The organism is Paraburkholderia sp. BR10882, from assembly GCF_040948855.1.
Classification (GTDB): domain Bacteria; phylum Pseudomonadota; class Gammaproteobacteria; order Burkholderiales; family Burkholderiaceae; genus Paraburkholderia; species Paraburkholderia nodosa_A.
The window spans coordinates 243,144-267,107 of the sequence record NZ_JBFPKP010000009.1 but is presented as its reverse complement, the minus strand read 5'-3'; the positions used below and the strand labels follow the sequence as shown (position 1 = coordinate 267,107).

The 23,964-nt window shown below is 65.1% G+C and carries 22 protein-coding genes; 9 read left to right on the top strand and 13 right to left on the bottom strand.

Going from position 1 to position 23,964, the window contains the following annotated elements:
* From AB3X99_RS23780 to AB3X99_RS23760, 5 genes are read right to left on the bottom strand one after another with little or no spacing between them, the layout of a single operon-like run.
* Complete coding sequence (locus AB3X99_RS23780; protein ID WP_342949747.1) at positions 1-1,062, bottom strand: glycosyltransferase family A protein; 1,062 nt, start codon at positions 1,060-1,062, stop codon at positions 1-3.
* The gene (locus tag AB3X99_RS23775; RefSeq protein ID WP_368618329.1) at positions 1,059-2,816 is read right to left on the bottom strand and encodes a carbamoyltransferase; all 1,758 of its coding nucleotides are present in this window, start codon (positions 2,814-2,816) and stop codon (positions 1,059-1,061) included. The genes AB3X99_RS23780 and AB3X99_RS23775 overlap by 4 nt, the downstream gene beginning before the upstream one ends.
* 36 nt (positions 2,817-2,852) lie before the next feature.
* Entirely contained in the window at positions 2,853-4,052 is a 1,200-nt protein-coding gene (locus AB3X99_RS23770) for a glycosyltransferase family 9 protein (protein ID WP_342949749.1), read from the bottom strand.
* Positions 4,049-4,705, bottom strand: coding sequence for an HAD-IIIA family hydrolase (locus tag AB3X99_RS23765; protein WP_342949750.1), 657 nt, complete (start codon positions 4,703-4,705; stop codon positions 4,049-4,051). Before AB3X99_RS23765 ends, AB3X99_RS23770 begins: the two co-directional genes overlap by 4 nt.
* Positions 4,706-4,717: 12 nt before the next feature.
* Complete coding sequence (locus AB3X99_RS23760) at positions 4,718-6,007, bottom strand: glycosyltransferase family 1 protein (RefSeq protein ID WP_342949751.1); 1,290 nt, start codon at positions 6,005-6,007, stop codon at positions 4,718-4,720.
* A gap of 380 nt (positions 6,008-6,387) precedes the next feature.
* Here AB3X99_RS23760 and AB3X99_RS23755 point away from each other — a divergent pair, with 380 nt between their 5' ends.
* Positions 6,388-9,078, top strand: coding sequence for an ATP-binding cassette domain-containing protein (locus AB3X99_RS23755; RefSeq protein WP_368618328.1), 2,691 nt, complete (start codon positions 6,388-6,390; stop codon positions 9,076-9,078).
* Positions 9,079-9,092: 14 nt separating this feature from the next.
* On the opposite strand, the gene AB3X99_RS23750 is transcribed toward AB3X99_RS23755, so the two are convergent.
* Together AB3X99_RS23750 and AB3X99_RS23745 are read right to left on the bottom strand one after the other, a co-directional pair.
* Positions 9,093-9,956, bottom strand: coding sequence for an SDR family oxidoreductase (locus AB3X99_RS23750; RefSeq protein ID WP_342949753.1), 864 nt, complete (start codon positions 9,954-9,956; stop codon positions 9,093-9,095).
* Between the two features lie 88 nt (positions 9,957-10,044).
* A complete protein-coding gene (locus AB3X99_RS23745; protein WP_342949754.1) occupies positions 10,045-11,181 on the bottom strand; it encodes a glutathione-independent formaldehyde dehydrogenase in 1,137 nt (378 codons plus the stop codon).
* Positions 11,182-11,510: 329 nt separating this feature from the next.
* On the opposite strand from AB3X99_RS23745, the gene AB3X99_RS23740 reads away from it, so the two are divergent.
* Entirely contained in the window at positions 11,511-11,705 is a 195-nt protein-coding gene (locus tag AB3X99_RS23740; protein ID WP_342949755.1) for a hypothetical protein, read from the top strand.
* A 142-nt stretch (positions 11,706-11,847) separates the two neighbouring features.
* A complete protein-coding gene (locus AB3X99_RS23735; RefSeq protein ID WP_342949756.1) occupies positions 11,848-12,138 on the top strand; it encodes a DUF4148 domain-containing protein in 291 nt (96 codons plus the stop codon).
* 38 nt (positions 12,139-12,176) lie between these two features.
* On the opposite strand, the gene AB3X99_RS23730 is transcribed toward AB3X99_RS23735, so the two are convergent.
* The 3 genes from AB3X99_RS23730 to AB3X99_RS23720 all read right to left on the bottom strand — a co-directional run bounded on the left by AB3X99_RS23730 (position 12,177) and on the right by AB3X99_RS23720 (position 15,410).
* Positions 12,177-13,589 (bottom strand): hypothetical protein, encoded by a 1,413-nt coding sequence (locus AB3X99_RS23730; RefSeq protein WP_368618327.1) that lies wholly within the window; start codon positions 13,587-13,589, stop codon positions 12,177-12,179.
* 15 nt (positions 13,590-13,604) lie between these two features.
* Complete coding sequence (locus tag AB3X99_RS23725) at positions 13,605-14,495, bottom strand: alpha/beta fold hydrolase (protein ID WP_256094586.1); 891 nt, start codon at positions 14,493-14,495, stop codon at positions 13,605-13,607.
* A gap of 81 nt (positions 14,496-14,576) precedes the next feature.
* Positions 14,577-15,410 (bottom strand): alpha/beta hydrolase, encoded by an 834-nt coding sequence (locus tag AB3X99_RS23720; protein WP_368618326.1) that lies wholly within the window; start codon positions 15,408-15,410, stop codon positions 14,577-14,579.
* A 169-nt stretch (positions 15,411-15,579) separates the two neighbouring features.
* Here AB3X99_RS23720 and AB3X99_RS23715 point away from each other — a divergent pair, with 169 nt between their 5' ends.
* On the top strand, positions 15,580-15,819 hold the full coding sequence (locus AB3X99_RS23715) for a hypothetical protein (protein ID WP_342949760.1): 240 nt from the start codon (positions 15,580-15,582) through the stop codon (positions 15,817-15,819).
* Between the two features lie 152 nt (positions 15,820-15,971).
* The gene (locus tag AB3X99_RS23710) at positions 15,972-16,277 is read left to right on the top strand and encodes a hypothetical protein (RefSeq protein WP_368618325.1); all 306 of its coding nucleotides are present in this window, start codon (positions 15,972-15,974) and stop codon (positions 16,275-16,277) included.
* A 97-nt stretch (positions 16,278-16,374) separates the two neighbouring features.
* Here AB3X99_RS23710 and AB3X99_RS23705 read toward each other — a convergent pair whose 3' ends face one another.
* Positions 16,375-16,866, bottom strand: coding sequence for a hypothetical protein (locus AB3X99_RS23705; RefSeq protein WP_368618324.1), 492 nt, complete (start codon positions 16,864-16,866; stop codon positions 16,375-16,377).
* On the opposite strand from AB3X99_RS23705, the gene AB3X99_RS23700 reads away from it, so the two are divergent.
* Entirely contained in the window at positions 16,865-17,470 is a 606-nt protein-coding gene (locus tag AB3X99_RS23700; protein ID WP_342949762.1) for a hypothetical protein, read from the top strand. The two genes, AB3X99_RS23705 and AB3X99_RS23700, sit on opposite strands and share 2 nt — an antisense overlap.
* A 131-nt stretch (positions 17,471-17,601) precedes the next feature.
* Complete coding sequence (locus AB3X99_RS23695; RefSeq protein WP_342949763.1) at positions 17,602-18,645, top strand: lysylphosphatidylglycerol synthase domain-containing protein; 1,044 nt, start codon at positions 17,602-17,604, stop codon at positions 18,643-18,645.
* A 71-nt stretch (positions 18,646-18,716) separates the two neighbouring features.
* Here the strand turns inward: AB3X99_RS23695 and AB3X99_RS23690 are convergent, their stop codons facing one another.
* Positions 18,717-18,938, bottom strand: a complete 222-nt coding sequence (locus AB3X99_RS23690; RefSeq protein ID WP_069263088.1) for a dodecin family protein — start codon at positions 18,936-18,938, stop codon at positions 18,717-18,719.
* Between the two features lie 275 nt (positions 18,939-19,213).
* Between AB3X99_RS23690 and AB3X99_RS23685 the strand changes: the two genes are divergently transcribed.
* Together AB3X99_RS23685 and AB3X99_RS23680 are read left to right on the top strand one after the other, a co-directional pair.
* The gene (locus AB3X99_RS23685) at positions 19,214-20,728 is read left to right on the top strand and encodes an ATPase domain-containing protein (RefSeq protein ID WP_368618323.1); all 1,515 of its coding nucleotides are present in this window, start codon (positions 19,214-19,216) and stop codon (positions 20,726-20,728) included.
* The gene (locus AB3X99_RS23680) at positions 20,715-22,784 is read left to right on the top strand and encodes an ATP-binding protein (protein ID WP_368618322.1); all 2,070 of its coding nucleotides are present in this window, start codon (positions 20,715-20,717) and stop codon (positions 22,782-22,784) included. The genes AB3X99_RS23685 and AB3X99_RS23680 overlap by 14 nt, the downstream gene beginning before the upstream one ends.
* A 285-nt stretch (positions 22,785-23,069) precedes the next feature.
* On the opposite strand, the gene AB3X99_RS23675 is transcribed toward AB3X99_RS23680, so the two are convergent.
* Entirely contained in the window at positions 23,070-23,831 is a 762-nt protein-coding gene (locus tag AB3X99_RS23675; protein ID WP_368618321.1) for an inositol monophosphatase family protein, read from the bottom strand.
* Positions 23,832-23,964 lie beyond the last annotated feature (133 nt).

Here is a 23,964-nt window from a genome sequence, read left to right as displayed (position 1 = left end):
TTAGAGGAACCACACGCGGTAACTGGCGGCTCCCTGGAGCCGCCAGAAAATCGAAAGAAACGGAATCCACAGCGACGTCCAGATCATTTCGGCTACATGGAGCGCGTCGCGACGCGTACCGCGCAAGCGGCGTACGCAGAACGCAGCGGTGCAGGCGATCCATGCGGCGAACGCAGCCAGGGCGACCCTCGGCTGACCCCAGGCGAGAGAAGCTAGCAGCACGAGTACGCTGATCAGCACCACGTAGTAAAGGAGCGGCGGCCCCGCCCCGATGCGCTCGCGATACAGCGCCGGATGCTTGCGGAACAACAGCGCCTCGAAGCGGCTCTTGCGCTGCTGCGCGAGACTCACACCCCAGCGCGCGGGACGCACAGGGTGCACGACCACGGCATCGTCGGCGCGTACTACACTCGCGCCCGCCTGCAGCAATGCGAACTGCAGGTCCGAATCCTCGCGCCACGCCGCTGTGAAGCGCTCGTCGAAGCCGCCGATCTGCGAGAGCGTCGCGCGCTGCACGAACGCATTGGCCGTAGCGAATTCGGCGTGCGCAAGGCCGCTTGCGTCGCGCTCATAATCGCTCGGTGCCACGCCCAGCGGTACGACGATGCGGCCCGCGGCGGCTTGCGCGTGCGCGAGCGCGGCGAGCCCCGCGCGCAGCCAGCCGGGGTCGGCAATCGTGTCGTCGTCGGTGAACGCGATGAGCGGCGCGCGCGCCGCGCGCCAGCCCGCATTGCGCGCCGCGGCCGGCCCTTGGGTGGCGCGCACCGGCACGTAACGGATCGCCAGACCGCGCGGCGCTTGCATCGCCGCCATGCGTTCCACCGTCGCGCGCGTCTCGTCGTCCGGTCCGTCGTCGCACACGACGATTTCATAGTCGTCAGGCGAGAGATCCTGCGCGCACAGCGCGGTGAGGCACTGTCCGAGTAGCGTCGCGCGCTGGTACGTCGGCACGACCACGGCAATGCGCAGGTGTTCGAGCAATGCGCCCGCATAGCCATCGAACTGGGGTTCCTCCGCGCCGATGGGCCGCGGCTCGCGCAACTCGACGTCGGCGGGTCTCATGCGCGTGCCTCGCTCTTGCGCACGAGGAAGGGGCCGATCACGAGCGCATCGAGCGGCGAGGTCCAGAACGATTCGAGCGCGTCGCGCGGCGAGTTGACCATCGGCTCGCCGCGGGTGTTGAACGACGTGTTGACGAGCACCGGCACGCCGGTGCGCCGTTCGAACGCCGCGATCAGGTCGTAGTAGAGCGGATGCTGGTCGCGGTTTACGGTCTGAATGCGCGCGGTGCCGTCCACGTGGCGCACGGCGGGAATGCGTTCGGCCTTCCCGGGCTGCACGTCGAAGATGAACAGCATGAACGGCGCGCGCCTCGCGCCCACGAACCATTGCGCGGCGCGCTCTTCCAGCACGACCGGCGCGACCGGCCGAAAGTCCTCGCGGTCCTTGATCTCGTTGAGCTTCGCCTGCATGCCGGGATCGACGGGCGAAGCGAGTATCGAACGGGCGCCGAGCGCACGCGGGCCGAACTCCGTGCGGCCCTGATACCAGCCGATCACATCGCCGTCGGCGAGCAGTTGCGCGGCTTCCTCGGCGATGTTGTCGAGCCGCCGGTAGGGCGTTTTCGACCAGCGCAGGAATTGCTCGATGGTCTCGTCGTCGAACGCCGGCCCGAGGTAGGCGTGGTCCATCTGCCAGCGGCGTTCCGCGCGTTCGCCTGCGGCTTGCGCCGCCTCGCTGCGCAAGCGGTAGTCGGTCCAGAGCGCCGCGCCGAGCGCGGTGCCTGCGTCGCCCGCGGCGGGCTGCACCCAGATGTCGTCGAACGGGCCGTTATCTCGCACATACGAGTTCATCACGCAGTTCAGCGCTACGCCGCCCGCCATGCACAGCTTCGGCAGTCCCGTGCGCGTATGGAGCCAGCGCGCCATCTCCAGCACCGTTTCTTCCAGCACGAGTTGCAGCGAGGCGGCGATATCGAAATGCCGCTGCTCCAGCGGGCCGCCGCGTTCGCGCGGCATGCCGAAGCGGTCCACGAGGCGCGGGTCGGCGACGGTGTAATGGCCATTGCCGTTGTACTGCACGATTTCGCGGAACTGATCGGCATAGGCCGGTTCGCCAAATGAGGCGAGGGCCATGACCTTGTACTCGTCGGAAGAATGCAGGAAGCCGAGCCAGCCTGTCACGGCTTCGTAGAGGAGTCCGAGCGAATGCGGCAACTCCACCTGGGTGATGCGCTTGTACTTGCCGTCGCGAAATTCGCCGAGGCTCGTGGTGACGCCTTCGCCGCGACCGTCCATGGTCAGAACGGCGCATGCGTCGAAGGGGCTTGCGAGAAACGCGCTCGCTTCGTGAGCGAGGTGGTGCTCGACGTTGTGCCAGACGAAGCCGTTTTCGCGGTCCACGCCCGCAAAGCGCTTGCGCAGATGATGCGGCGCGCCGTCCAGCAACTGCGCCTTCGCGTTCACGATATAGCTGAGAAAGAGCGGATCCCATGGCGACGCGTTGGCTTCCATGCGCGCGCGCGAGGGGTCGAGCGGCAACGCGATGGTCGCGCCGGGCCGGGTCGGCATATCCGGAAAGAGAGCCGGGTCGTAGGAGTAGGCAACGTGATCGACGTCGGCTAGCGTGATGCCGGCTTCCCTGAGGCAGGCGTCGATGGCGTCGAAGGGCAGTTGCCATGTCGAGAACGGCACGGGACGCTTGGCGTGCTTGACGTGCGTGAAGCGCTCGTCTTCGGCGGCGGCGATCACCACGCCGTCATGGACCAGCGCCGCGGCGCTGTCGTGATAAACGGCATTGATTCCGAGTGTGTACATGAACGGGCTCCCGTTGCGGGCGGTGGGTTGCAGGGGTCAGGCGGGCTGTGGCACGAGCGCGCCGGCTTCCTCGAGCAGTTCGCGCGCCGCTCGCGCGACGTCGCCCGGGGGCACGCCGCGCAGGCAGGCGTGGTGGCCTTCGGGGCACTCGCCGCGATAGCACCATCGGCACGCCACGTCGCGATAGAGCAGGCGGTGCGGCGTCATCCACGGCGAGTGCTGCGGATTCGTGAGCGCGTAGAGATCGACCACGGGTTTGCCGAGCGCGGCGGCCAGATGCGCCGGCCCGCTGTTGTTGGCGATGAGCAGTGAAGCCTGGTCGAGCAATGCGATCAATTCGCCGAGCGTGAGCGCTCCCGCGAGATCGACCAGACGCGTGCTGCCCGGAGAACGCGAGAAACGCATCACGTCGCGCGTCAACGCGCTTTCCCCGAGGCTTCCGGTGAGCAGGAACGGGCAACGCACTGTGGGCGCGAGCAGATCGAGCGCTTCGGCGAAGAGCGCCGGGGGATACCGCCGCGAAGGCGCGCTCGCGCCCGCATGCACGACGATGCAAGGCTCGGCCGGATCGACGCCATACATGCGCAGCTTCTGCGCGAGCGTGATGCGCGCGGCGGGGTCCACGCTCATGCGCATGCGTGAATCGGCCGGGTCGGCGAGATCGGCGCCCACGCTGCGCACGAGCGCGAGCTGCCGCTCGACTTCGTGGCGCACGTCCGTCTGCGGCTCGCGCTCCGGCAGCCAGTTAGTCAGCAATGCGTAAGGATTCTCGCGGCAATGCGCGAGACGCCGCTCGATCCCCGCGAAGAAGCACAGCGTGGCGGCCGGCAGCGGATTCTGGCTGTAGACCGTGAAGATCGCCGCGGCGTCGAAGCGTCCGGCGCGCACGCGCGCGAGCACGGCGTCTTCGTTGCCCGCGCCGTCGGCGTGTCCTTTGGCCGATCCGTGAGCGCCGTTGGCCCACGGCGCGTCGTATTCGATGACGTCGTCCACGTCGGGCAGATAGGGCGCCATGGCCGCGCCTGCGGCCGAAGTCAGCAGCGTGATATGACGGCGCGGCGCGCTTTCGCGCAGCGCGTGCATTGCGGGCGTGGTCATCAGCACGTCGCCTAGTTGATCTAGGCGCACGCAGAGAATGCGCTGGACCTCGGCCCCCCAGGGCTCGCTTGCCGGCTGGCGGCGGGGCGAGCGCGCGTGCGCATCGCGCGGCGCGATCGCAAAGGCGGTTCCGTTCATCGCAGCGCCTCCTCCTGTGCACCGTGGCGCGTTGCCGCCCGCACGCGCCGTTCGTGCTCGTAACGCTCCACGATCACCTGCGCCGCCTCATGCAGATCCGCAACGATCGCGTAGGGCAGGCGCGCCGGCGCGCTTTGCCACTCGGTCTCGTTGCCGCAATCGGCGAGGATCGCGCGGCAACCTGCGCGATTGCCCGCTTCCACGTCGTCGAGGATGTCGCCGACCATCCAGCTGCGCGCGAGGTCGATGCCATGCTCGCGGCTCGCGCGCAGCAGCATGCCGGGCGCAGGCTTGCGACAGGTGCAGTTGCACGCATAGGGCGCCACATGGCCGAGCGGGTCGTGCGGGCACCAGTACGCAGCCTGCAGCGTGGCGCCGCAGCCGGCGAACATGCGGCGCAATTGCGCCTCCACGTCGCCGAGCGCCGCGTGCGCGAAGCGCCCCAGCGCAACGCCGCGCTGGTTGCTCACCACGAATAGCGGTAGTGGCGTTCGCGCGAGCAGCGTGAGCGCCTGCGCGGCGCCCGGGGCAAAACGCATACGCGAGGGCTCGACGTTGTACGGCACGTCTTCGAGCAGCGTGCCGTCCTTGTCCAGGAACACCGCTGGGCGGGTAGCGAGCAACCCGCGGGGCCCGGTGGTTCGGTTCAGCATACGGTTCGCTCCTCAACCCACGGCGCGCAGCACGCGGCCCTGGGTGCTTTCCCTCGCGTCCTCGCGCGTGTCGAGGCGCACTCCGGCAAGCTGCGCATAGACGTCTTCGAGTTCGAGACCGATCTGTCGCCACGTGAAGTACGTCTGGGCTCGCTTGCGTCCCGCTTCGCCCATCGCGCGGGCGTGCGCGGGGTCGCCATGAATGGCGAACAGGCGCTCGGCGAGCGCCTGGGGGTCGCGCGGCGGCACGAGCCAGCCCGTTTCGCCGTGACGCACCGAATGGCGAATACCACCCACATCCGCCCCGATTACGGGCGTGGCGCACGCCATTGCCTCCACGGGTGTGATGCCGAACGGCTCGTACCACGGCGTGGTCACGAAGACGTCGGCGGCGCTATAGAAGTCGCGCAACTGCGAGCGCTCGCGGCGGCCCACGAAGGTCACGCGCGGCTCGATCCCGCAGCGGTGCGCAATGCCGCGCAGGCGGGCGATCTCGGGTGTGGCGATTTCGTTGGGCGTTTGCGCGTCGCCGCCCACGACGTAGAGCCGGGCTTTCACGCCGTGGCGCGCCTCGAGCGCGGCCACACCGCGCACGACGTTGTCGATGCCCTTGCGCTCCACGAGGCGGCCGAGTTGCAGCACGCAGAATTCGCCGGCGGGCCAGCCCAGTCGGCGGCGCGCCTGCCGACGGTCCACAGGCGAGAACTCGTCGGGATCGAAGCCGCAGGCAATGACGGCAATCCGCGCGGGGTCGGCGCGATAGTGCTCGACGAGATCGGCTTCATCGGCCGGACACTCGGCAACGATACAGTCCGCGCGTCGCACGAGCTCGTCTTCGATCGCGAAGCGCTCATCGGGAAAGCCGTCGTTCGCACCCTGGTGGAGGCGCCGCACGCGTCCGAGCGCATGGAACGTCATGACGAGCGGCACATGAAGCGCGTCCTTGACCGCGAGCGCCGCCAGGCCCGACATGAAGAAGTTGGCGTGAATGACGTCGTAGGGACGCCTTTCGGCGCGGCAAAAGTCCACGAGAAACTCGGCGAACCGGGGCATGTGGGGCAGCAGCAGTTCCTTGGGCAGCTGCATGGGCGGCCCGGCGGGGACGTGAATCACGCGTACGCCGTCCATCTCCAGAATGGGCGGCAGCAAGGCGCGGTCGCGCCGCGTGAAGACGTCGACCTGATGTCCGGCGCGCTGGAGTTGACGCGCGACATGCGCGACGTAGATGTTCTGTCCGCCGGTATCGACGCCGCCCGCCACGGCGAGCGGCGACGCGTGTTCACTGACGAGTGCGATTTTCATGACGTGTCCTCGCGAGAAGTGGATGGCGAGCTGTGTGTCGCGTTCAAAGGGGGCGCGGAAAGAACTGCTCGAATGTTGCACCCGGTGCAACGGCGTAAGCGCATTTGCTGTGCCGTTGATTGGACGTGCACAGGAACCGGGGGCGGCGCGGTGCGCGAACCTCGCGTGTATTGCTCGAAACGGGCATCTGTGGACCTTCCGCATCGGCGCCGCTCAGCCGTGACGAATACCAAAACGCATCTGCCAAAGAGGCGACGCGCTTTTACACCAGGCGGCAAGACGTTTCGACAACGCCCCGGGCGTTGTGGGCGGGCTGCGCGCCGCGGGAGCGTCGATTGCGCAACGGTCCGCTTCAGTATCACTTTGGGGGCAGCCGCGCGATGAATGGAGCAACGCCCAGCCGACGCGCCGTGCGCTCGCGCATCCTGCGCACGCTCGGCGAAGCGCTGTGGCGGCACCGCAGCGCGAGCGCAGCGGCGGCGTCATTGATGATTCTGGCGCGCCTCGGTGCCATTTCGGTGCCGATCGCGCTCAAGCATCTGATCGACGATCTCGGCCACATTCACTCGTTGGCGGCGCTGCCGGCGCTGCTCGCGATCGTCTATGCGCTGCTGCGCTTCCTGTCGGACGCGCTCGGCGAGGCACGCGATGTGGCGTTCAGCATCGTCGTGCAACGCGCAGTGGCCACGCTGCGCGAACGCACGTTCGCTCAGCTGCACCGGCTGGGCGCGCGCTTTCATGCGCAGCGCGAAACGGGTGCGATCGTGCGGGACGTCCAGAAGGGTGCGGACGGTCTGGGCTTCCTGCTTGGCACCGCGCTCTTTTCAGTGCTGCCAACGATGTTCGAAATCGCCGTGGTCGTGGCGATCGTCGCGTCGCACTACGACAACGCCTTTGTGCTCGCCATCGCCGGGACCTTTGCGTGCTATGGGACATGGACCGCGATTTACACCCGCCGCCGGCTCGCGTTCCAGCGCGCGGTGAACTCGCTGGAGGCGCAGGCGGACGGCCGGCTCGTCGACAGCCTGCTCAATCACGACACGGTGAAGTACTTTTCGACGGAGCAGCACGAGGTCGCTCGGCTGCGCACCGTGCTCGACGACTGGGTCCTCGCGCGCACGGCGAATCAGCGCGCGCTGACCGTGCTGCACGTGGGCCAGAGCGGCGTGGTGGCGGCAGGTATTGCGGCGGTGATGGTGATCGCCGTGCAGAACGTGCTGACTCGCGCGATGACGGTGGGCGACCTCATCCTCATCAACGCGTACATCATTCAGGTGTGCGCACCGCTCAATACACTCGGCTTCGTGTTTCGCGAGGCCAACGATGCGTTCGTCGATGTCGAGCGGCTCTTCGCCATCCTCTGTGCGCGCGGCACGCCGGGCGAGGATGAGGACACGCCCGGAGCGCGCGCGCTGGTCGTGCGCGAAGGCGAGGTGGCATTCCGGCACGTCGATTTCGGCTACGACGCGGGGCGGCCCGTGCTGCACGATGTGGGGTTCCTGGCCGAGCCAGGGCGCACCGTTGCCGTGGTGGGCGGCAGCGGCTCAGGCAAATCCACGCTGATCCGGCTGCTGTTCCGCTTCTATCAGCCTCAGCGCGGGACCATCTCCATCGACGGCCACGATATTGCGCACGCCACGCAGTCGAGCCTGCGCGAAGCGATCGGCATCGTGCCGCAAGACACGGTGCTGTTCAACGAGACCATCGCGTACAACATCGCCTACGGCCAGCCCGACGCCACCCGGGCGGATGTCGTGCGCGCCGCGCGCGCGGCCCAGCTCGACGAGTTGATCGAGCGTCTGCCCGACCACTACGAAACGCGTGTGGGCGAGCGCGGCGTGCGCCTGTCGGGCGGAGAGCGGCAGCGCATCGCAATCGCACGCGCGATTCTCAAGAACCCGCGCATCATGGTGTTCGACGAAGCGACCTCGGCGCTCGATACGCGCTCGGAGCGAGCGATCCAGAACGAGCTGCAGCGCCTCGCCCACGGGCGCACGACGATCGTGATCGCGCATCGTCTTTCGACGATCGTCGACGCGGATCTGATCCTCGTGATGGAGCACGGCCGAATCGTCGAACAGGGGCGGCACGACGCCCTGCTCGCCCGCCAGGGCGTGTACGCGAAGATGTGGGCGATGCAATGGCAGCAGGACGATCTCGAGCACGCCGAGCGGCGGCTCGTGACGACGCCCGTGAACGTGGCGAACCTGCTTGCACGGGTGGCCGAGCGTGTTCGTGATTCGCTGGGCGAAGCGGCGGCGCGGCTCGTCACGCAACCCGACGAGGGGCTCTATGCCACTGTCGCGAACGGCGACGCGTTACTGGTGGCCCTCACGCTGCTGGTGGAGAACGAAGTGCAGAATGCGGCGTCGATCGCGGCTTCTGTTACCTCGGCAGGGGCTACGCGAGAAACGCGCGGCGTGCAACTGGCCGCGCGGCGCAGCGCCAATACGGTTTTGCTCGGCGTGGCGGGCGGCGCGCGGCCCGCACCGCTCGACGACAGCGCCCTCGCGCGTATCGAAGCGCTGCTGCGCAAGGCGGGCGCGAGTCTCACGCTAGATCCCGAAGGCCGCCGCGTGCGCTACGCCGTGGCGCTGCCGCTGCATGCGCTGCTGCCCGAGCGCACCCCGGAGCGCGGCGGCGAACTCGGCGGACTGCGCATAGCCGTGCTCGACGACGAAGAGCAAACGCGCGATGCGCTGGAAGCTGCGCTCACTTTGCATGGGGCGATCGTGCAGCTCGAAAGCAGCGGTGCGCGATGGCTCGCCGGGTTGCGCGAGACGCCGCGCGCCAGGTGGCCAGATGTACTGCTGTGCGACTTGCAGCTAGACGGCGAAGACGGAACGCAAATCGTCGCAGCGCTACGAGACATGGAAGCGCGCGGCGACTATGCAGGCAAAGCGCTTCCTGCCATCGCCATGACGGGCCAGGTTGCGCGCGCCGATTCCCCCGGCGAAGAACGCAGCCTGTTCGCCGCGCGGCTCACCAAGCCAGTTGCGGTGCCGGCGCTGCTCGCCGCGATCGTCGCGGCAACGCAAGGCGGTAACGAAAGCGCCGGCGCCAGCCACTGACTCCGGCCCGCCGTCTAGATGAGGGGCGTGCCGCCCGTCACCGCAACAGTGGCGCCAGAGATGTAGCTGCCCTCGTGCGACGCGAGCAGCACATACGCACCGGCTAGCTCCGCAGGTTGCCCTGGCCGCCCCATTGGCGTCGCCTTGCCGAAGTCGCGCACGTCTTCGGCCGGCATGGTCGACGGAATGAGCGGTGTCCAGATCGGCCCCGGCGCGACGCAGTTCACACGGATGCCGCGCCCGGCCACGAGTTGGGCGAGACCGCCGGTGAAGTTCTGGATCGCGCCCTTCGTGGCGGCATAGACGAGCAGTGTGGGCTTGGGCTTGTCCGCGTTGATCGACGCGGTATTGATGATGGCAGCGCCCGGCTGCATGAGCGCGACCGCCTCGCGTGAAATGCGGAACATGGCGCCGATATTGGTATCGAAGGTGCGATCCCATTCCTCGTCGCTGATCGATTCGATCGACTCGTGCGTCATCTGGTACGCGGCGTTGTTCACGAGTATGTCGAGCTTGCCCAGCTCGCGCGCGGTCTTGCTCACGAGCTCGCGGCACCACGCACGGTCGCGGATGTCGCCGGGCAGAAGGAGCGCGCGGCGTCCGGCGTCTTCCACCCAGCGCGCCGTTTCCTTCGCATCGTCGTGCTCGTCGTAGTACGCGATGGCCACGTCGGCGCCCTCGCGCGCAAACGCGATGCATACCGCGCGGCCAATGCCGCTGTCGCCGCCCGTGACGAGGGCGACCTTGCCGGCAAGCCGTCCCGACCCGCGATAACTCTTTTCGCCGTGATCGGGTTGCGGGTCCATAGGTGCGGTGCGCCCGGGCGTGCGGTCCTGCTGCTGATCGGGCATGGGCGGGGCGGGGCGATGTTCGTTCATGGTCCTTACCTCTTCGAAATGACGTTGCATGTTTTCTGCGTACCGCGCGAAGCGCAAGACATATGCCGCACGCCCCGCGAGGCTCCGGTCAGCCGGCGGGCTTGAGCACGACCTTGGTCCAGCCCTCGTTGCGCGCGTCGAACTGCTGGTAAGCATCGGGCGCTTGCCCGAGCGGTAAGGTATGCGAAATGATCTGTGAGGGCCGCGCTTTGCCTGCCGCGATGAGATCGCGCAACTTGCGGTTATACGCCTTCACGTTGGCCTGACCCGTGGCGATGTGCTGTCCCTTCATCCACAACTGGCCGAAGTCGAAAGCCAACTGCCCCTTCTTCGCCAACTCGTCCTCCGCGCCCGGATCCTTCGGCACGAATACGCCCACCACGCCGATGCCGCCCGTCGGCCGCACAGCCTTCACGAGATTGTTCATCGTCAGGTTCGGTACTTCGCGGCCGTGACAGGTGCATTGATACCCCACGCACTCGCAGCCGCGGTCGGCCCCTTCTCCGCCGGTCATTTCGACGATGCGCTGCGCGGAGTTGCCGTCGCTGTCGTCGATGGGAATCGCGCCGAGCTTTTCCGCCAGTTGCAAACGGTCCGGGTGGGTATCGACGACCATGATTTTGCTTGCACCCTGAACCTGGGCCGAGAGCGCCGCCATGAGACCGACGGGTCCCGCACCATAAATGGCGACACTGTCGCCGGGCTGCACGCCCGCGAGCACGGTCGCATGCCAGCCGGTCGGGAAAATGTCGGACAGGAGGACGTAGTCGTTCTCCTTTTCCTCGGCATCGGGCGGCAGGCGCAGGCAGTTGAAGTCGCCGAACGGCACGCGCAGCAGTTCGGCCTGACCGCCGCTGTACGGACCCATGTCGGCGAAGCCGTACGCCGCGCCCGCCATGCCCGGATTGGCCGTCAGGCAAAAGCCGGTGAGCCCGCGCTCGCAGTTCTTGCAGAACCCGCAGCCGATGTTGAACGGCATGCAGACGCGGTCGCCCACCTTCACGCGCACGACGGCGGAACCCACCTCGATCACCACGCCCAGATTTTCGTGGCCGAGGATGCGGCCGGTTTCCATGCTGGTGCGTCCCTCGTACATATGGAGGTCGGAGCCGCAGATATTGGTGCTGGTGATCTTGACGAGCACGTCGGTAGGGCGCTCTATCTTTGCGTCCGGCATAGCTTTGACGGTGACTTTACGCGGACCTTCGTAGACGACAGCTTTCACGTGACTCTCCTCGGGAAGCGCGCGAGCTGCGCGCAGTGGGCCTGGCGCACGCGAGGTCTCGCCTCATCGCGAATGCGTGCACCCGTTGCAGGCGCATTGACCGTTCCCATGAGCCGGCGGCCAGGGATGTCAAGGGGCAGCGGTGGGCGCAAGGGCTCCGACGCCGCTGGCGCCCGCCCCCCAGTGCGAAGCGGCCTCCAGGCACAACCGGTGCGCACACAGCCGGACCACGTCGCCACGGCGAGCCTGATCGAGAACTGGATCGACCGGACCGAAGAGCGCTCTAATTTCTGTTCGGGACGACGCGCCATACTGAAAGGAGGTCGACAATGAAAGATGAATCCGGTACGCGCCCCGCGCAATCGCCTGAAGCCGGGCGGCGCAACACTGCGCCGCCTGCACGCACGAGACAGGAGAAGCGCGACGAGAGCGAGAAGAGCAAGCACGAAACGTCTGAGAACGAGTTGCCGTCCACCCAGGAAAAGAATCCCATACCACCGGGAACGACGCAGAAGACGTCCTGAAATCGCGTGCCCCGCGCGCTGATCGCGGGCCATGGGCGTGGTCACGCAGAACGCCTTTGCAGGCGTAATCGAGGCGGCCGGGTGCGATGGTTGCGCCCTCGGGACGTCCGCCAGTCGACGTATTCTTTTCAGGGAGAGTGAGATGGCAAAGCCGCATTCCATGCTAGTCACGGCAGTGACGGTGCTTTCGATCGCGTTAGCGCCCGGCGTAGCTGCCGCGCAGACGAGCGCGCCTGACGCGTCAGCGAATGGGAGCACATCGAAGGCGCAACGCAAGGAAGCACGCAAGCAGGCGCGAGCGCAAAGAAACGCGGAACTGAAGAAGCTCGAAGAAAATGGATATAACCCGGCTGCGGGAAACGATCCAAATTATCCGAACGATATTCAGAACGCCGAAAGAAAGGCGGCGACGCCTGGTAGCGCGAGCCAATAGATGACACTCGTGGCGTGGACGTGGTCCTGCGCCCCAAGTCACATTTCGGCGCTCACGGGGCGCGTGGTCGTTTCGCACTGCACACCGAAAGGTTCGCCAAATTCGGCGAGCAAGGCTTCGAAGTGCGCGGGTTCGAGCGGCGAGGGCGGCCCGAGCCGCGGCTTCAACTGCGCGAGTGCCCGCCCGTATCGCTCGAATGTGGCGAAATCGCGTGGGTAGCGCTCGCTATCGACGCCCGCGAAGCGCCCCTCATGAGCGGCGTGGGCCAGCAGCGCTCGCCAGCGCGAGATCGGCGCGAGCCCGATGCTTTGCGTGCCGTGGGAGAACAGCGTCATGTCGATGTCCTCGAATGCGGGCGTGCTGTCGAGGAAGCGCTGCAGGGCGTCGGCCGAGGGCTCGACACCGAACAGCAGCCAGAACGGTATGGCGTGAATCTCGAGCGTCGTGAGGGGATCCATCAGCATGAAAGAGTCGACGAGAAGGCGGCGCGTCTCGATCACGCTTTCCTGATACCAGCGCCGATAAACAGCCGCGGTCGCGAAGCTCAGCGCTTCGGGTTCCTCAAACCGGATCTCGACGATGCGCCATTGCATTGGCCCGGCCAGCTCGGCGAGATCGTCGCGCAGAACGGCGTCGAAGCCCCACTCGGCTTCCGGGGCGCGCGCGTCGGGAGCCGGGGGGTCCCACCGTGTGCGCACGCTGCCGTAGTGCGCGAGAAACGCGCGCACGCGCTCGCCGCCGTGCAGATATTCGTCTTCGCTCGCGCCACCCGTGGCGCCGAACTGGAACACCGAACGCTCGCTCGTGCGGGTGACTGCCCAATCGCGCGTGCAGTTGACCACGTAGAGGGTCCCGCCGCGCTCGAGATTGCCGAGCAGGAACTCGCGAAACGCGAGCGGCAGGCGTCGAAACTTGAGCCGGAAATAGCGCATGCCATGCAACATCAGACGGTCCTGGTTGGGATCGTGCATATGATGAACGGCAATGCGATCGTCGGCGGCGAGCAGGGCTTCCGTGATGCGCCGGCTCGTGTCGAAGCCCCGCTGGGCATCATCGGGATCGCTGAACGGCGCGCGGACCGGGCATAGAAAGGTTTGCGGCAGCCAGGGTGCGCGCAGCGCGGCCGCGAGATGGATCATCGCACCGTTCGACGACCCGATAAACGCGCAGCGGCGGGGGACTTGCGGATAAAGGTCGGCAAGCCACTGCGCAATGCGTTCGACGTCGAGGCTCTTCGCGCGGCGAGGATCGATGCCCTCGCTCATGCCGCCGACGATATAGGCCCATTCGCGCTGGCGTTTCGGCAGCGCATTGATTGCGGGCATGAGGCGGTCGAGCAGGGGCGACTGGCTGGGGCTCGAAAAACGTCTTCCGTGCAACATGCTCGCCAGTGCCTGGGCCATGGCGGCGGCGGAATCGAAACGGGCGATGCCCGGCGGCGGCTTGTTCATTGAAGTGCTCCCTTGCTAAACGCCAACGGCACCGGCCTTGAGAAACGGTGTGATCGCAAACGCGAACGCATTGGGCGCGGCGTAATTGAGTGTGTGCGTGCCGCCTTCTATCGTCATCAGCCTGCCGTGCTGCAGTTTGCGCGCGGCCTCCGCGCCCCACCCGAGCGGCGCGACGGGGTCGCGCGTGCCCACGACGACAAGGGCGGGCGCAGCGATGCGCGGGAGCCGCTCGTCGACGGGCTCGCGCACCAGCATGCGCATGGTGGCAAACGCGCGCCACAATCCCGCCTTCGCGTAGTCGATCCGGCCGGCCTTCGCCGGCGTGTGGGGACGCTCGCGCAGTCCGTTGATCCAGTCGCGCCACGCCTGGCGCGGCAGCGAGCGGGCGCGAGGGTCCGGTGTGGGTGCTTGCAGAACGAGGCGATCCACCGCCTGCGGGTAGCGCACTGCGAAATCGGCGAGGACCTGGCAGCCGAAGGAGTTGCCCACGAACATCGCTCGTTTCACGCCGCATGCGTTGAGCCACAAATGCAGCGCATCGGCGAGTTGCGCGAGGCTCAGCGCGTCGCGCCTCCGCGCGAGCGGGCTTTCGCCGAAGCCGGGCAGGTCGGGCGCGAACACGTCAAAGTCGCGCTTGAGCGCGTACGCGAGCGGTTCCATGTAACGGCTCGAGACGACGAGGCCGTGGACCAGCACCACTGGCAATCGGCGGGGCGCGTGCGCGTGGCAGCGTGCGACTCGATAGAACATGCGGTATGGCCCAGCCTGCACGAAGGCGCCTTCGATGCCGCGGCGGCGGCTGCCTCGGTCGATGGCAGCGGTTTGCTTGAGCCTGCGCCAGGCAAGCGTCATCGACACGAGGGCGACAACGCAGACGCACGACAGGCCGATGAGAAAAATGAGCACGGCAGCACGCTCCTGTGCGCTCACCGCTTGCGGGCGCCGAGCGCTATCGCAGTGACAACAGCAAACCGTGTTCCACCAGGATCAGGACTGCGAGCCCAGCACGTCGTCGAGAAAACGCAACACGTGAGCATGACCTCCGCGCTCCCATGCATTGACGTGCGAGGCGCCCGCTATGATCGCAAAGCGCCGGGGCGCCCGGACGGCCGTGAAGAGCCGTGAGAATTGCGCTGGGGGAACGACGTGGTCAGCGTCGCCGCCGTAAATGAGGATGGGGGCGCGCACGCTGCCGATCTTGGCGAGATTGTCATAGCGGTCGCGCACGAGCCACCGCATGGGAACGATGCGCGGCAGCCATCGCATGTGCACGGCGGCGACATCGGCGACGCTGGTGAACGGGGCTTCGAGCAACAGCGCGGCGAGAGGGCGTTCGGTCGCGATCTGCACTGCCACGGCCGAGCCGAGCGAATAACCATGGAGGACGACGTCGCGCGAGTGCCGCGCGGCGAATGCGATGGCAGCGCGGCCGTCGGCGTAGAGCCCCGCTTCGCTGGGACGCCCGGGCGCGCCGCCGTAACCACGATAGCCCGCAAGCAGGACGCCGTAGCCTGCGTCGAGCAGCGCATGCGCGATGTGCGTTCGCTGGGTGAGGTCCTCTCCGTTGCCATGAAAGAGTACGACCGTGGCGCGGGCGGGGTCCGCCGGTGCCGCGTGGCCGCAAACCAGTTCGTTGCCGTCGGCGGTATGCACGCGCACGTGGCGGATGCGGCCCTGCGCGTCCGGGCGTAGCGGCCCGCGCTGCAGCCGCTCCGACGGGTAGATCAGACGGCCTTGCAGCCAGTACAGCAAGGCCATGGCGCAACCGTAGATCAGTAAGGCGGCGGCAACAGCGAGGGCGATGTATAGCGGTGCGGTCATGGTCTCGTTCATCGCGCACCGAACATTCCCGCGGCTTCGCCACGATGTCCGGAAAGAACGGATTTCGTACAAAAAGCTAATTCAGGGCTCGACCTATAATTCACTGCTCCAGAAACCGAAGTCAGACTTCTGCAAACGTCCTTTCGATAAATGCGCATAGGTGTGAGCAATGGCTTATTCACTGATCTATCGCGGATTCACAATCGACTTTGCGCCATTTTCGGTTGACGGTCATACATTCGGTGCGCAGTGGACGCTAACGCCCAGCGATCCGCATAGGGCTCTCGGCATTCCCATCTCAAGTGGTGATCTGCAGATGCGGGGTGCTCCGGATGAAATGGCGGCGCTTGCAAGGCTGCAAGCGATTGACTGGATTGACCGCAACCATCGGGGTGGTCCTTGCCGCTAAGGCGCTACCAGAAAGACATTCGCGCCCGCCTGGGACGGTTGCCCTTAAGGATGGATTTACGGACACACGTCCATTCTGTACTTGCGAGCCACCGCTGGAATATGCTCATACAAGCCACATACGAGCGTTTCGCCGCCAGGACGAGTGACACCATGAGTACTGAAATGGTTGTGCAAAGGCTCACAATTCGGGCTGCCCCGGGCAAGCTCAGAATCATCCCGGTGTGGCGATGCCTGGCACAGAGCGGTGCCAGGGTCGTTCGCTGGAATGTCCATGCCGATCGCAATGACGGCATGGATTTCATGACAGTCGACATTATCGAAGCCGATCCGTCGCGTACGGAAGACATCGCGATTGCGCTCGGAAAAGTACCTCTCGAAATGACAGTCTCTGCGCTCAATTTGACAGTGCTGTCCACTCCCGAATCAGCCCATGACCGTGGGCCGCGGAAAGATTAATCGCACGCGACGCGCAGAGCCGGATAGGCATCGAAGTGACGAATACGACGGATTCACGCTCGATGTGGCAGTCGATGCCGACGTTGTCAGGGGCGTCTCACAGACACTCGCAGGTTCTCGCGCCGCTCAGCCGCGCAGGGCGGGAATCGATACTTACCGATGATGCAGATCTGGGCGCCGGATCGGGCTGCGCGCCATTCAGCCGGAGAAAATATTCTTCGCGGCGTTCCTTCATTAAAACCAGGTCGGTTCGCAAGGCGGTTCGAATCTCGGTCGACCACGCTGCCGCGTGGTGGTCCGTGCCGCGTTCGACCTCGGAAAGGCGCTCCATGCACGCCTTGATCTCCGCATCGATATTCAGCAGGGCTACCAGCAGATCGTCGGTCGTGCAAACCATTTTTCTGTCCCCCTCATCATGGTCAACTCGATGATGCATTGCATCAATGTTAAATCGAGGAGATAGAAATGATGCCTGGGGAATACACCAAATCTCGCGCCGTTGTAGCCGCCCGGAGCGCGAGTCTAGCTCGCAATATTTACTAAAATTACGGTAGCCACTCACGAAGAAATGGGTCGCGGGAGATGACATGGCAAGTTCCCAGCCTGAAGGCGGCTCGCTCGAGAGAGAATATGACCTTGCCCTGGAAATCCTCGACGCGAGGTCTGCTGCACTCGAGCGCGCCATACGCCGCCATTCGGTCGATTCGGCTCAGGCCCACGAAGCGCGCAAAGCCTACGATCTCGCCAGGGTGATTTTGCTCTCGTGCGAACTTCGGCTACGAAGCCGGGGGATAGTCCGGCAAACGACGCGTCGTCGTCCGATCACCGTCATCGTTTTCAGCGAGTCGGAACTGCTCAGGAAATCGTTGACGGTATTGCTTCGCGCGGAGGGCTACCACGCGATTTCAGCGACCACGCTCCTCGAGCTGCGAAGCGTGATGGCGGCGCAGGAAGCCGGCGCGATTGTCATTTACCGGGAGCGCGGGGCGTCGCACGCCCCACTTACTATCGACGGCATGGCCAGCGCCGCGCCGTGGGTGCCGACCTTCATGCTGCAGTGCGGCAAGCAGATGTCGACTGCGGAGACATCCGCCGACGCCCGTATCCATGAAGTTGGCTCGATCCACGAACTGGTCTCCGGGCTGGACGCAACCCTTGTGAGCGGCGGCGGCACTGAGAAGCTCCTGCGGTAGGGAATCGTCGAGATGCGGCGCGTCGTAGTGCTCGCGCTCGTACCCGAACGATCCCGCGTGACGCATGACTTCGGACAGCGTCGCGTCCCGGCTGTGCCGCACTGACGTGCCAGACACAGTGACAGGTCCCCATGAAATATCTCCCCCGAATCGCCGCACTCGCCGGCCTCGCCATCGCAGTCTGGCTCGTCTGGCACGCCGATGCGCGAGCGGTGCTCAGTTTGATGCGCGCAGCCGGCGGCGGGCTCGCGCTTGCAGGGATCGCTCATGTTCTGCCGATGCTCGCCAATGCAAGGAACTGGCAAATGTTGATGCGCGGTGCGAGACGTCCAACGCTGTCGGGCGTCCTGCGCCTCGTCTGGATTCGGGAGTCGGTGAACGGTACGTTGCCCGTTGCGCGTGTCGGCGGTGAAGTCGTGACGTTCCGCATGATGTGCAAATGGGGCATGCAGCCGGCCCCGGCGATGGCGAGCCTCGTCGTCGATCTTCAGCTAACGCTGATCAGCGAGATGCTCTTTGCTATTGCAGCCATCGGCTATCTGATCGCACATGCGGGTGCCGGAGCGTTGCACCTCGCTGCGCGACTCGGAGGAGGTATCGCCATACTTGCCGTCCTGCTCCTCGCGTTTTTGTTCGTGCAGCGCATGAGTCCGTTCGCTCGCCTGACGAAACTGTTCAATCGCATCACGAGCGGCAAGTTCCGTTCGCTCGTCGGCGAGTCGGTGCGCATCGATCAGTCGATCAGCGATCTCTGGCGTCAGCGCGGCATGATCATTCGTTATCTGCTCATCTGGCAGTCACTTCAATGCATCGCAACCGCGCTGGAACTCTGGCTCGCGCTCTATTTTCTCGGGGCGAAAGGAAGCTTTCTGCAAGCGATCGCACTCCAGTCGCTCATCCAGGCGCTCAGTAGTGTCGCGTTCTTTGTGCCTGGCGGACTCGGTGTTCAGGAGGGGGGATTCTTGCTGATCGGGACGGTACTCGGTTTCAATCCGCAGACTTGCCTCGCACTTGCGGGTGCGCGAAGGCTTCGTGACATCATCGTCTTTTTGCCCGGGCTCGTCGCATGGCAAGTCGCGGAATGGCGCGACAAGCGACGCGCGCCGGCCAGTTCCGCAACAGGCGGCGAGACAGCGAACTCCGGCCAAAGCGCTTCCGGTCGCAAAGCGCAGTAGAAAGACCGAAGCGCGCGCCACTTCCGGATTGCTTCACGACGCCCGGGGCGCAATCGTGACCTGCGATCTTCTCAGGTCTCGTATTTGAAGGACACGGAGACCCGGGTCCGATATTCAACGACCTTGCCGTCTTCGATCTTGATGTCGAGTTTGCAGACTTCGGCGATTCGCAGGTCACGCAACGACGCGGCTGCGGTTTCCACTGCATTTTTTGCGGCTTCCTCCCAGGAAGTTGTGCTCGTGCCGATGATTTCCGTCACCTTATAGACGCTGGAATCCGTGCTTTTGCTCATGGTCTTTCTCCGTGTTGAGATGGGCGATGGACTTGCCACGCGCATTCCGCGTGCCTCGCGGATACGCTGGCAGACACGTTCCATGGCCGCTGCACGGCAAGCTGGCACTCGCTTCGAGATATCCTTCGGCTGCTTCCATGGGGCGGGGGAAGAAGGGCGGGCATGCGTTTTGCGCACGTAGCGCGCCGCAGTCAGTGCATGGAGACGGATACAGTGAGCAGACCGCCCGCGATCCGGGAATATCGCGTCAAAGACCGAGCAGTCAGGAGCGCCTGATGGACGATGAGACCAAAATCATGCGGGTCGTGCGTACTGGCGTTCCCGGCCTGGACGATGTTCTGGCGGGAGGGCTGACTCAGGGAAACCTTTTCCTTCTCGAAGGCAGCCCCGGCACGGGGAAAACGACCATCGCCCTGCGGTTTCTGCTTGAAGGTGCCGAGGCGGGCGATCAGGGCCTTTACATCACACTGTCCGAAACTGAGCGGGAATTGCGCGACGGCGCCGCGTCCCACGGTTGGCAACTGGGCGATCGCGTCGGCGTGTTCGAAGTGGTGCCCCCAGAGAGCCTGCTCGATGCGGATCAGCAGCAGAGTCTGCTGTACTCGTCCGATCTCGAGCTCGGCGAGACGACTCGCCTGATCTTTGACGCTTTCGAGCGAGTACGGCCCAGGCGGGTCGTCCTGGACAGCCTCTCGGAAATCCGTCTGCTCGCGCAGAGCTCGCTGCGTTACCGCCGCCAGGTGCTCGCCATCAAGCATTACTTCTCGCGACAAGGAGCGACCGTCCTGCTGCTCGACGACCTGACTGCAGATGCCGCAGACAAAACCGTACACAGCGTCGCCCACGGCGTCATCAAGCTCGAAGAACTTGCCCCCGACTATGGAGCCGAGCGGCGCAGGTTGAGGATTTCGAAGTACCGGGGGCAGGCGTTCCGTGGCGGGTATCACGACTTCACCATCAAACGCGGAGGTGTTTCCGTGTTTCCCCGGCTCGTTGCTGCGGAACATCGCACCCGGTTTGCGCGCGAGCAAATGACGAGCGGCGTGGCGGAACTCGATGCGCTTCTCGGCGGCGGCATCGAACAGGGCTCGAGCACCCTGGTGTTAGGACCGGCCGGCACCGGCAAAAGCATTTTTGTGCTTCAGTTCATTTCGGCTGCGGTCGCTCGAGGCGAGAAGGCGGCACTGTTCGCCTTCGACGAAGAACTTGGACTGTTCTTCGACCGGACCCGCGCGTTGGGTTTCGACCTTGAAGCGATGCGCGAGACCGGCCGGTTGCATGTCGAGCAGGTCGATGCCGCGGAACTCTCGCCCGGCGAGTTTGCCCAGCGCGTCCGCGATTGCGTTGATCACGCCGAGGCCAAAACGGTGGCCATCGACAGTCTCAACGGTTACCAGGCCGCCATGCCGCAGGAGAACGCGCTCGTCCTTCATATCCACGAATTGCTGCAATACCTCAACAGGCAAGGCGCGACGACTTTCCTGACGGTAGCGCAGCATGGGCTCGTTGGCGACATGAAAGCGCCAGTCGACGTCACGTACCTTGCCGACACGGTCATCCTGCTGCGGTACTTCGAGGCGCTGGGAAGCGTGCGGCGGGCGGTGTCGATCATCAAGAAACGCACCGGCCGTCACGAAGAGACGATCCGGGAATTTCGCATTGGGCGATTCGGTCTGAACGTCGGGGCACCGCTCGACAGTTTCCAGGGCATCCTGCGCGGTGTACCCACGTTTGTGGGTAACTCAGGGCCGCTTATGCCGACGGGCGCCGCTGGTAATGAAAGCACCTGATTTCAATCGCTGTCCCGCACTGGTTTTTACACCTATTGGGCGAGACGCTGTGGTTGCCACGGCTCTCCTGAAAGAGGCAGGCGCTCTTGCGCTCGTATGTCGCGACTTCGAGCATTTCGTCGCCATGCTGGATGAGGGAATCTGTTGCGCGATCGTGACCGACGAGGGCCTGCGAGACGCCGACCTCAAGCCACTCGGAAACTGGGTGTCAGCGCAGCCCACATGGTCCGACTTTCCGTTCATCATCCTCACGCAGCGCCGGGGCGCGCCCGATCAGGACCCCGAACTGAGCCGACTCGCGGCGACGCTGGGAAACGCGACATTCATCGAGCGCCCGTTTCATCCGCGGACGTTCGTCAGCGCGGTTGGCACAGCACTGCGCGGCCGGGCGCGGCAATTCGAAGCGCGCCTGCGTATGGATGAACTGCGCGAAAGCGAAGCGCGCCTGCACACCGCCCTGACAGCAGGGAAACTGGGCTCATGGGAACTGGACCTGTCGACATTTGCACTGGTGGTTTCGCCTGCGTGTCGCGCGATTTTCGGGCATGCGTCAGGCGCGCCTTTCACGTACTCCGATCTCCTTGCCGGCATCAGTCGAGACGACAGGCCCCGGATGACCGACGCAATCGACTGCAGCCTGGCAACCGGCTGCGATTTCGCACTCGAGCTCTGTACGCTCTGGCCGGACGGGACGGTTCATTGGGCGGACATGCGCGCGCGGCTGGTTCGAGATGGCACTCGAAAGACCGCACGGCTCGTCGGGGTGATATCCGATATCACCATGCGCAAGGCAGCGGAAGACAGCCTGCAACAGGCCAACGACATGCTCGAGGCGAGGGTTGCCCAGCGCACTGCGGAGCTCGAGCGCAGCCACCGACTCGTGCTGGACGAGATGCGGCAGCGCGAGCGCGCAGAAGAGCTGTTGCGCCAGGTGCAGAAGATGGAAATGATCGGGCAGTTGACGGGTGGAGTTGCCCACGATTTCAACAATCTGCTGATGGCCATCATGGCCAATCTCGAACTGCTGCGCAAGCAGCCGCAGGACGCCATTCGAGCAACGCGACTGATCGACGGCGCGCTTAGGGGAGCCCAGCGTGGCGCCGCTCTTACGCAGCGCCTTCTGGCCTTCGCGCGGCAGCAGGATCTCAAGGTCGAGCCGACCCACCTCCCGACCGTGGTTCGGGGGATGACCGATCTTCTGGAGCGGTCGATAGGGCCGCGAGTGGCGCTCGAGCTGAAATTGCCGGAGGGGATTCCGCTTACCCTTGCCGATGGGAATCAGGTCGAACTCGCGATCCTGAATCTGGTCGTCAACGCCCGCGACGCGATGCCTGAGGGAGGGACGTTGTCAATAGCGGTCGATGACGTGCAAACGTGGGGCGACAACGGACTGCCCGCGGGCGAATATGTCCGAATCATCGTCGCTGATACCGGGAAAGGCATGGATGCGGACACCCTTGCGAAAGCAACCGAGCCGTTCTTTACAACGAAAGAACTCGGCAAGGGAACAGGGTTGGGTCTTTCCATGATTCACGGACTCGCGCTGCAGCTGAACGGTGCCCTGCGCCTCGAGAGCGAAGCAGGACGAGGCACGCGGGTAGAGTTATGGCTGCCCGTTACCTCGCAACGTGTCACGACGCCTGATCTGCAGCACGATGCGCAGCCCGAGGGCAGCGTAATCGATCCGATCCAGGCGAGCATTCTTCTCGTCGATGACGATGCCCTGATCGCAACGAGCACCGCGTACCTCCTTCAGGATATGGGACATGAGGTGATCGAAGCCGACTCGGGCGCAGCCGCACTCGAGATCCTGAAGGCGGGACGCAGGATCGATCTCCTGCTCACCGACTATTCGATGCCACGGATGACGGGCCTGGAGCTGGCGCTGGCCGCGCGCGAGTTGCGCCCGACACTCCCTGTGATCCTGGCTACCGGCTACGCAGAGCTTCCACAGGGAGCCGACGTCGGAATTCAGAGGCTCCGTAAGCCGTATCTGCAACATCAGCTCGTCGCGGAAATAGCGAAGGCCCTCACCAAGGCCAGGGCCTTCGGGTAGGGGTCCGACGGCAGTCTCCAGGCAGTATTGGTTGACTGCCGCTACCGCCGCCGTATTGCTGGAGGAGCAGGCGGCAACCTGCTTGACGCTATGTCGGTCCTCCGCGTCAGCGACTACATCGAACTGCACCCTCGTTGAGCGAATGTCGCCTTCATTGACGAGCGATGCTACGCCTGCCCATTCGGTTCGATTGTCCCGCGCGTCCCCGCGATGCCGGTGGTCAACGCATGGTGTTCACTTCTCGCACGCAACCGCGGCGTGCACGTAGCGGAACCTGGAAGCCTATTACACGAGGAATCGAAGCGCTTCGGCGTGGAGCTCTGGGGTCGCCGCTGCGATGACCGTGCCATCGAAACGTCTATCGACTGGACGACCTGACCATGTCGTCACGACGCCGCCCGCGCCCTGGACGACAGGTATCAGCGCCATGACGTCAAACATTTCCAGTTCAGCTTCCACAACAAGGTCAACGTGTCCGGAGGCTAGCAAGGCGTAGCCGTAACAGTCGGTGCCGAACCGCGTGACTGAAACAGCGCGCGACAGGGTTGAAAAGGCCGTTGACGCCTTGCCCGCGAACGTTTGGGGGTCGGTTGCGCAGAGCCGCGCATCTCGCAGTTGCCTACACGCACTGACCTCGCACAGTACCCCATTGAGAACGGTGCGATTGCCGTTGCCGATCCAGCGCTCGCAGAGTACGGGGACTTCAATCATGCCGTAACGGGGACGTCGCCCTTCAAGCACTGCTACGAGTGTGCCGAACAGCGGCAGACCTGCCACGAAGCTTTTCGTCCCGTCGATGGGGTCAATCACCCAGGTTATGCCATCCCCAACGTCTCCGCCTTCCTCCTCCCCCACAATATTGTGCGAAGGATACCGAGACAGGATGCGTTCCCGAAGCTGTCGCTCAATCTCGCGGTCCGCCACCGTGACGGGCGTATCGTCGGACTTTGCGGTAACGTCGAGCTGTGTCCTGAAATACTTCAGGGAAACGGCTCGCGCCTCATCTCCGAGCAGTTCGAGAAGCGCGCAGGCGTCCGTCGGCAACATGTTCGATTCCTTTACAGCCCAGCAACGCCTGGACGCTGTCCGCCGTGCATGCCTGGCACGCGAGGACGGTGCATTGCGAAGCTCCCTGCCGGCTTGAACGCGCCTCGGGACGTCGCGCAGGAAGGTGATTCGT

Coding starts and splice junctions, on each gene's coding strand:
- AB3X99_RS23780 (WP_342949747.1), bottom strand. CDS start 1,062: ATGAGACCCGCCGACGTCGAGTTGCGCGAGCCGCGGCCCATCGGCGCG.
- AB3X99_RS23775 (WP_368618329.1), bottom strand. CDS start 2,816: ATGTACACACTCGGAATCAATGCCGTTTATCACGACAGCGCCGCGGCG.
- AB3X99_RS23770 (WP_342949749.1), bottom strand. CDS start 4,052: ATGAACGGAACCGCCTTTGCGATCGCGCCGCGCGATGCGCACGCGCGC.
- AB3X99_RS23765 (WP_342949750.1), bottom strand. CDS start 4,705: ATGCTGAACCGAACCACCGGGCCCCGCGGGTTGCTCGCTACCCGCCCA.
- AB3X99_RS23760 (WP_342949751.1), bottom strand. CDS start 6,007: ATGAAAATCGCACTCGTCAGTGAACACGCGTCGCCGCTCGCCGTGGCG.
- AB3X99_RS23755 (WP_368618328.1), top strand. CDS start 6,388: ATGAATGGAGCAACGCCCAGCCGACGCGCCGTGCGCTCGCGCATCCTG.
- AB3X99_RS23750 (WP_342949753.1), bottom strand. CDS start 9,956: ATGAACGAACATCGCCCCGCCCCGCCCATGCCCGATCAGCAGCAGGAC.
- AB3X99_RS23740 (WP_342949755.1), top strand. CDS start 11,511: ATGAAAGATGAATCCGGTACGCGCCCCGCGCAATCGCCTGAAGCCGGG.
- AB3X99_RS23735 (WP_342949756.1), top strand. CDS start 11,848: ATGGCAAAGCCGCATTCCATGCTAGTCACGGCAGTGACGGTGCTTTCG.
- AB3X99_RS23730 (WP_368618327.1), bottom strand. CDS start 13,589: ATGAACAAGCCGCCGCCGGGCATCGCCCGTTTCGATTCCGCCGCCGCC.
- AB3X99_RS23720 (WP_368618326.1), bottom strand. CDS start 15,410: ATGACCGCACCGCTATACATCGCCCTCGCTGTTGCCGCCGCCTTACTG.
- AB3X99_RS23715 (WP_342949760.1), top strand. CDS start 15,580: ATGGCTTATTCACTGATCTATCGCGGATTCACAATCGACTTTGCGCCA.
- AB3X99_RS23710 (WP_368618325.1), top strand. CDS start 15,972: ATGAGTACTGAAATGGTTGTGCAAAGGCTCACAATTCGGGCTGCCCCG.
- AB3X99_RS23700 (WP_342949762.1), top strand. CDS start 16,865: ATGGCAAGTTCCCAGCCTGAAGGCGGCTCGCTCGAGAGAGAATATGAC.
- AB3X99_RS23705 (WP_368618324.1), bottom strand. CDS start 16,866: ATGTCATCTCCCGCGACCCATTTCTTCGTGAGTGGCTACCGTAATTTT.
- AB3X99_RS23695 (WP_342949763.1), top strand. CDS start 17,602: ATGAAATATCTCCCCCGAATCGCCGCACTCGCCGGCCTCGCCATCGCA.
- AB3X99_RS23690 (WP_069263088.1), bottom strand. CDS start 18,938: ATGAGCAAAAGCACGGATTCCAGCGTCTATAAGGTGACGGAAATCATC.
- AB3X99_RS23685 (WP_368618323.1), top strand. CDS start 19,214: ATGGACGATGAGACCAAAATCATGCGGGTCGTGCGTACTGGCGTTCCC.
- AB3X99_RS23680 (WP_368618322.1), top strand. CDS start 20,715: ATGAAAGCACCTGATTTCAATCGCTGTCCCGCACTGGTTTTTACACCT.
- AB3X99_RS23675 (WP_368618321.1), bottom strand. CDS start 23,831: ATGTTGCCGACGGACGCCTGCGCGCTTCTCGAACTGCTCGGAGATGAG.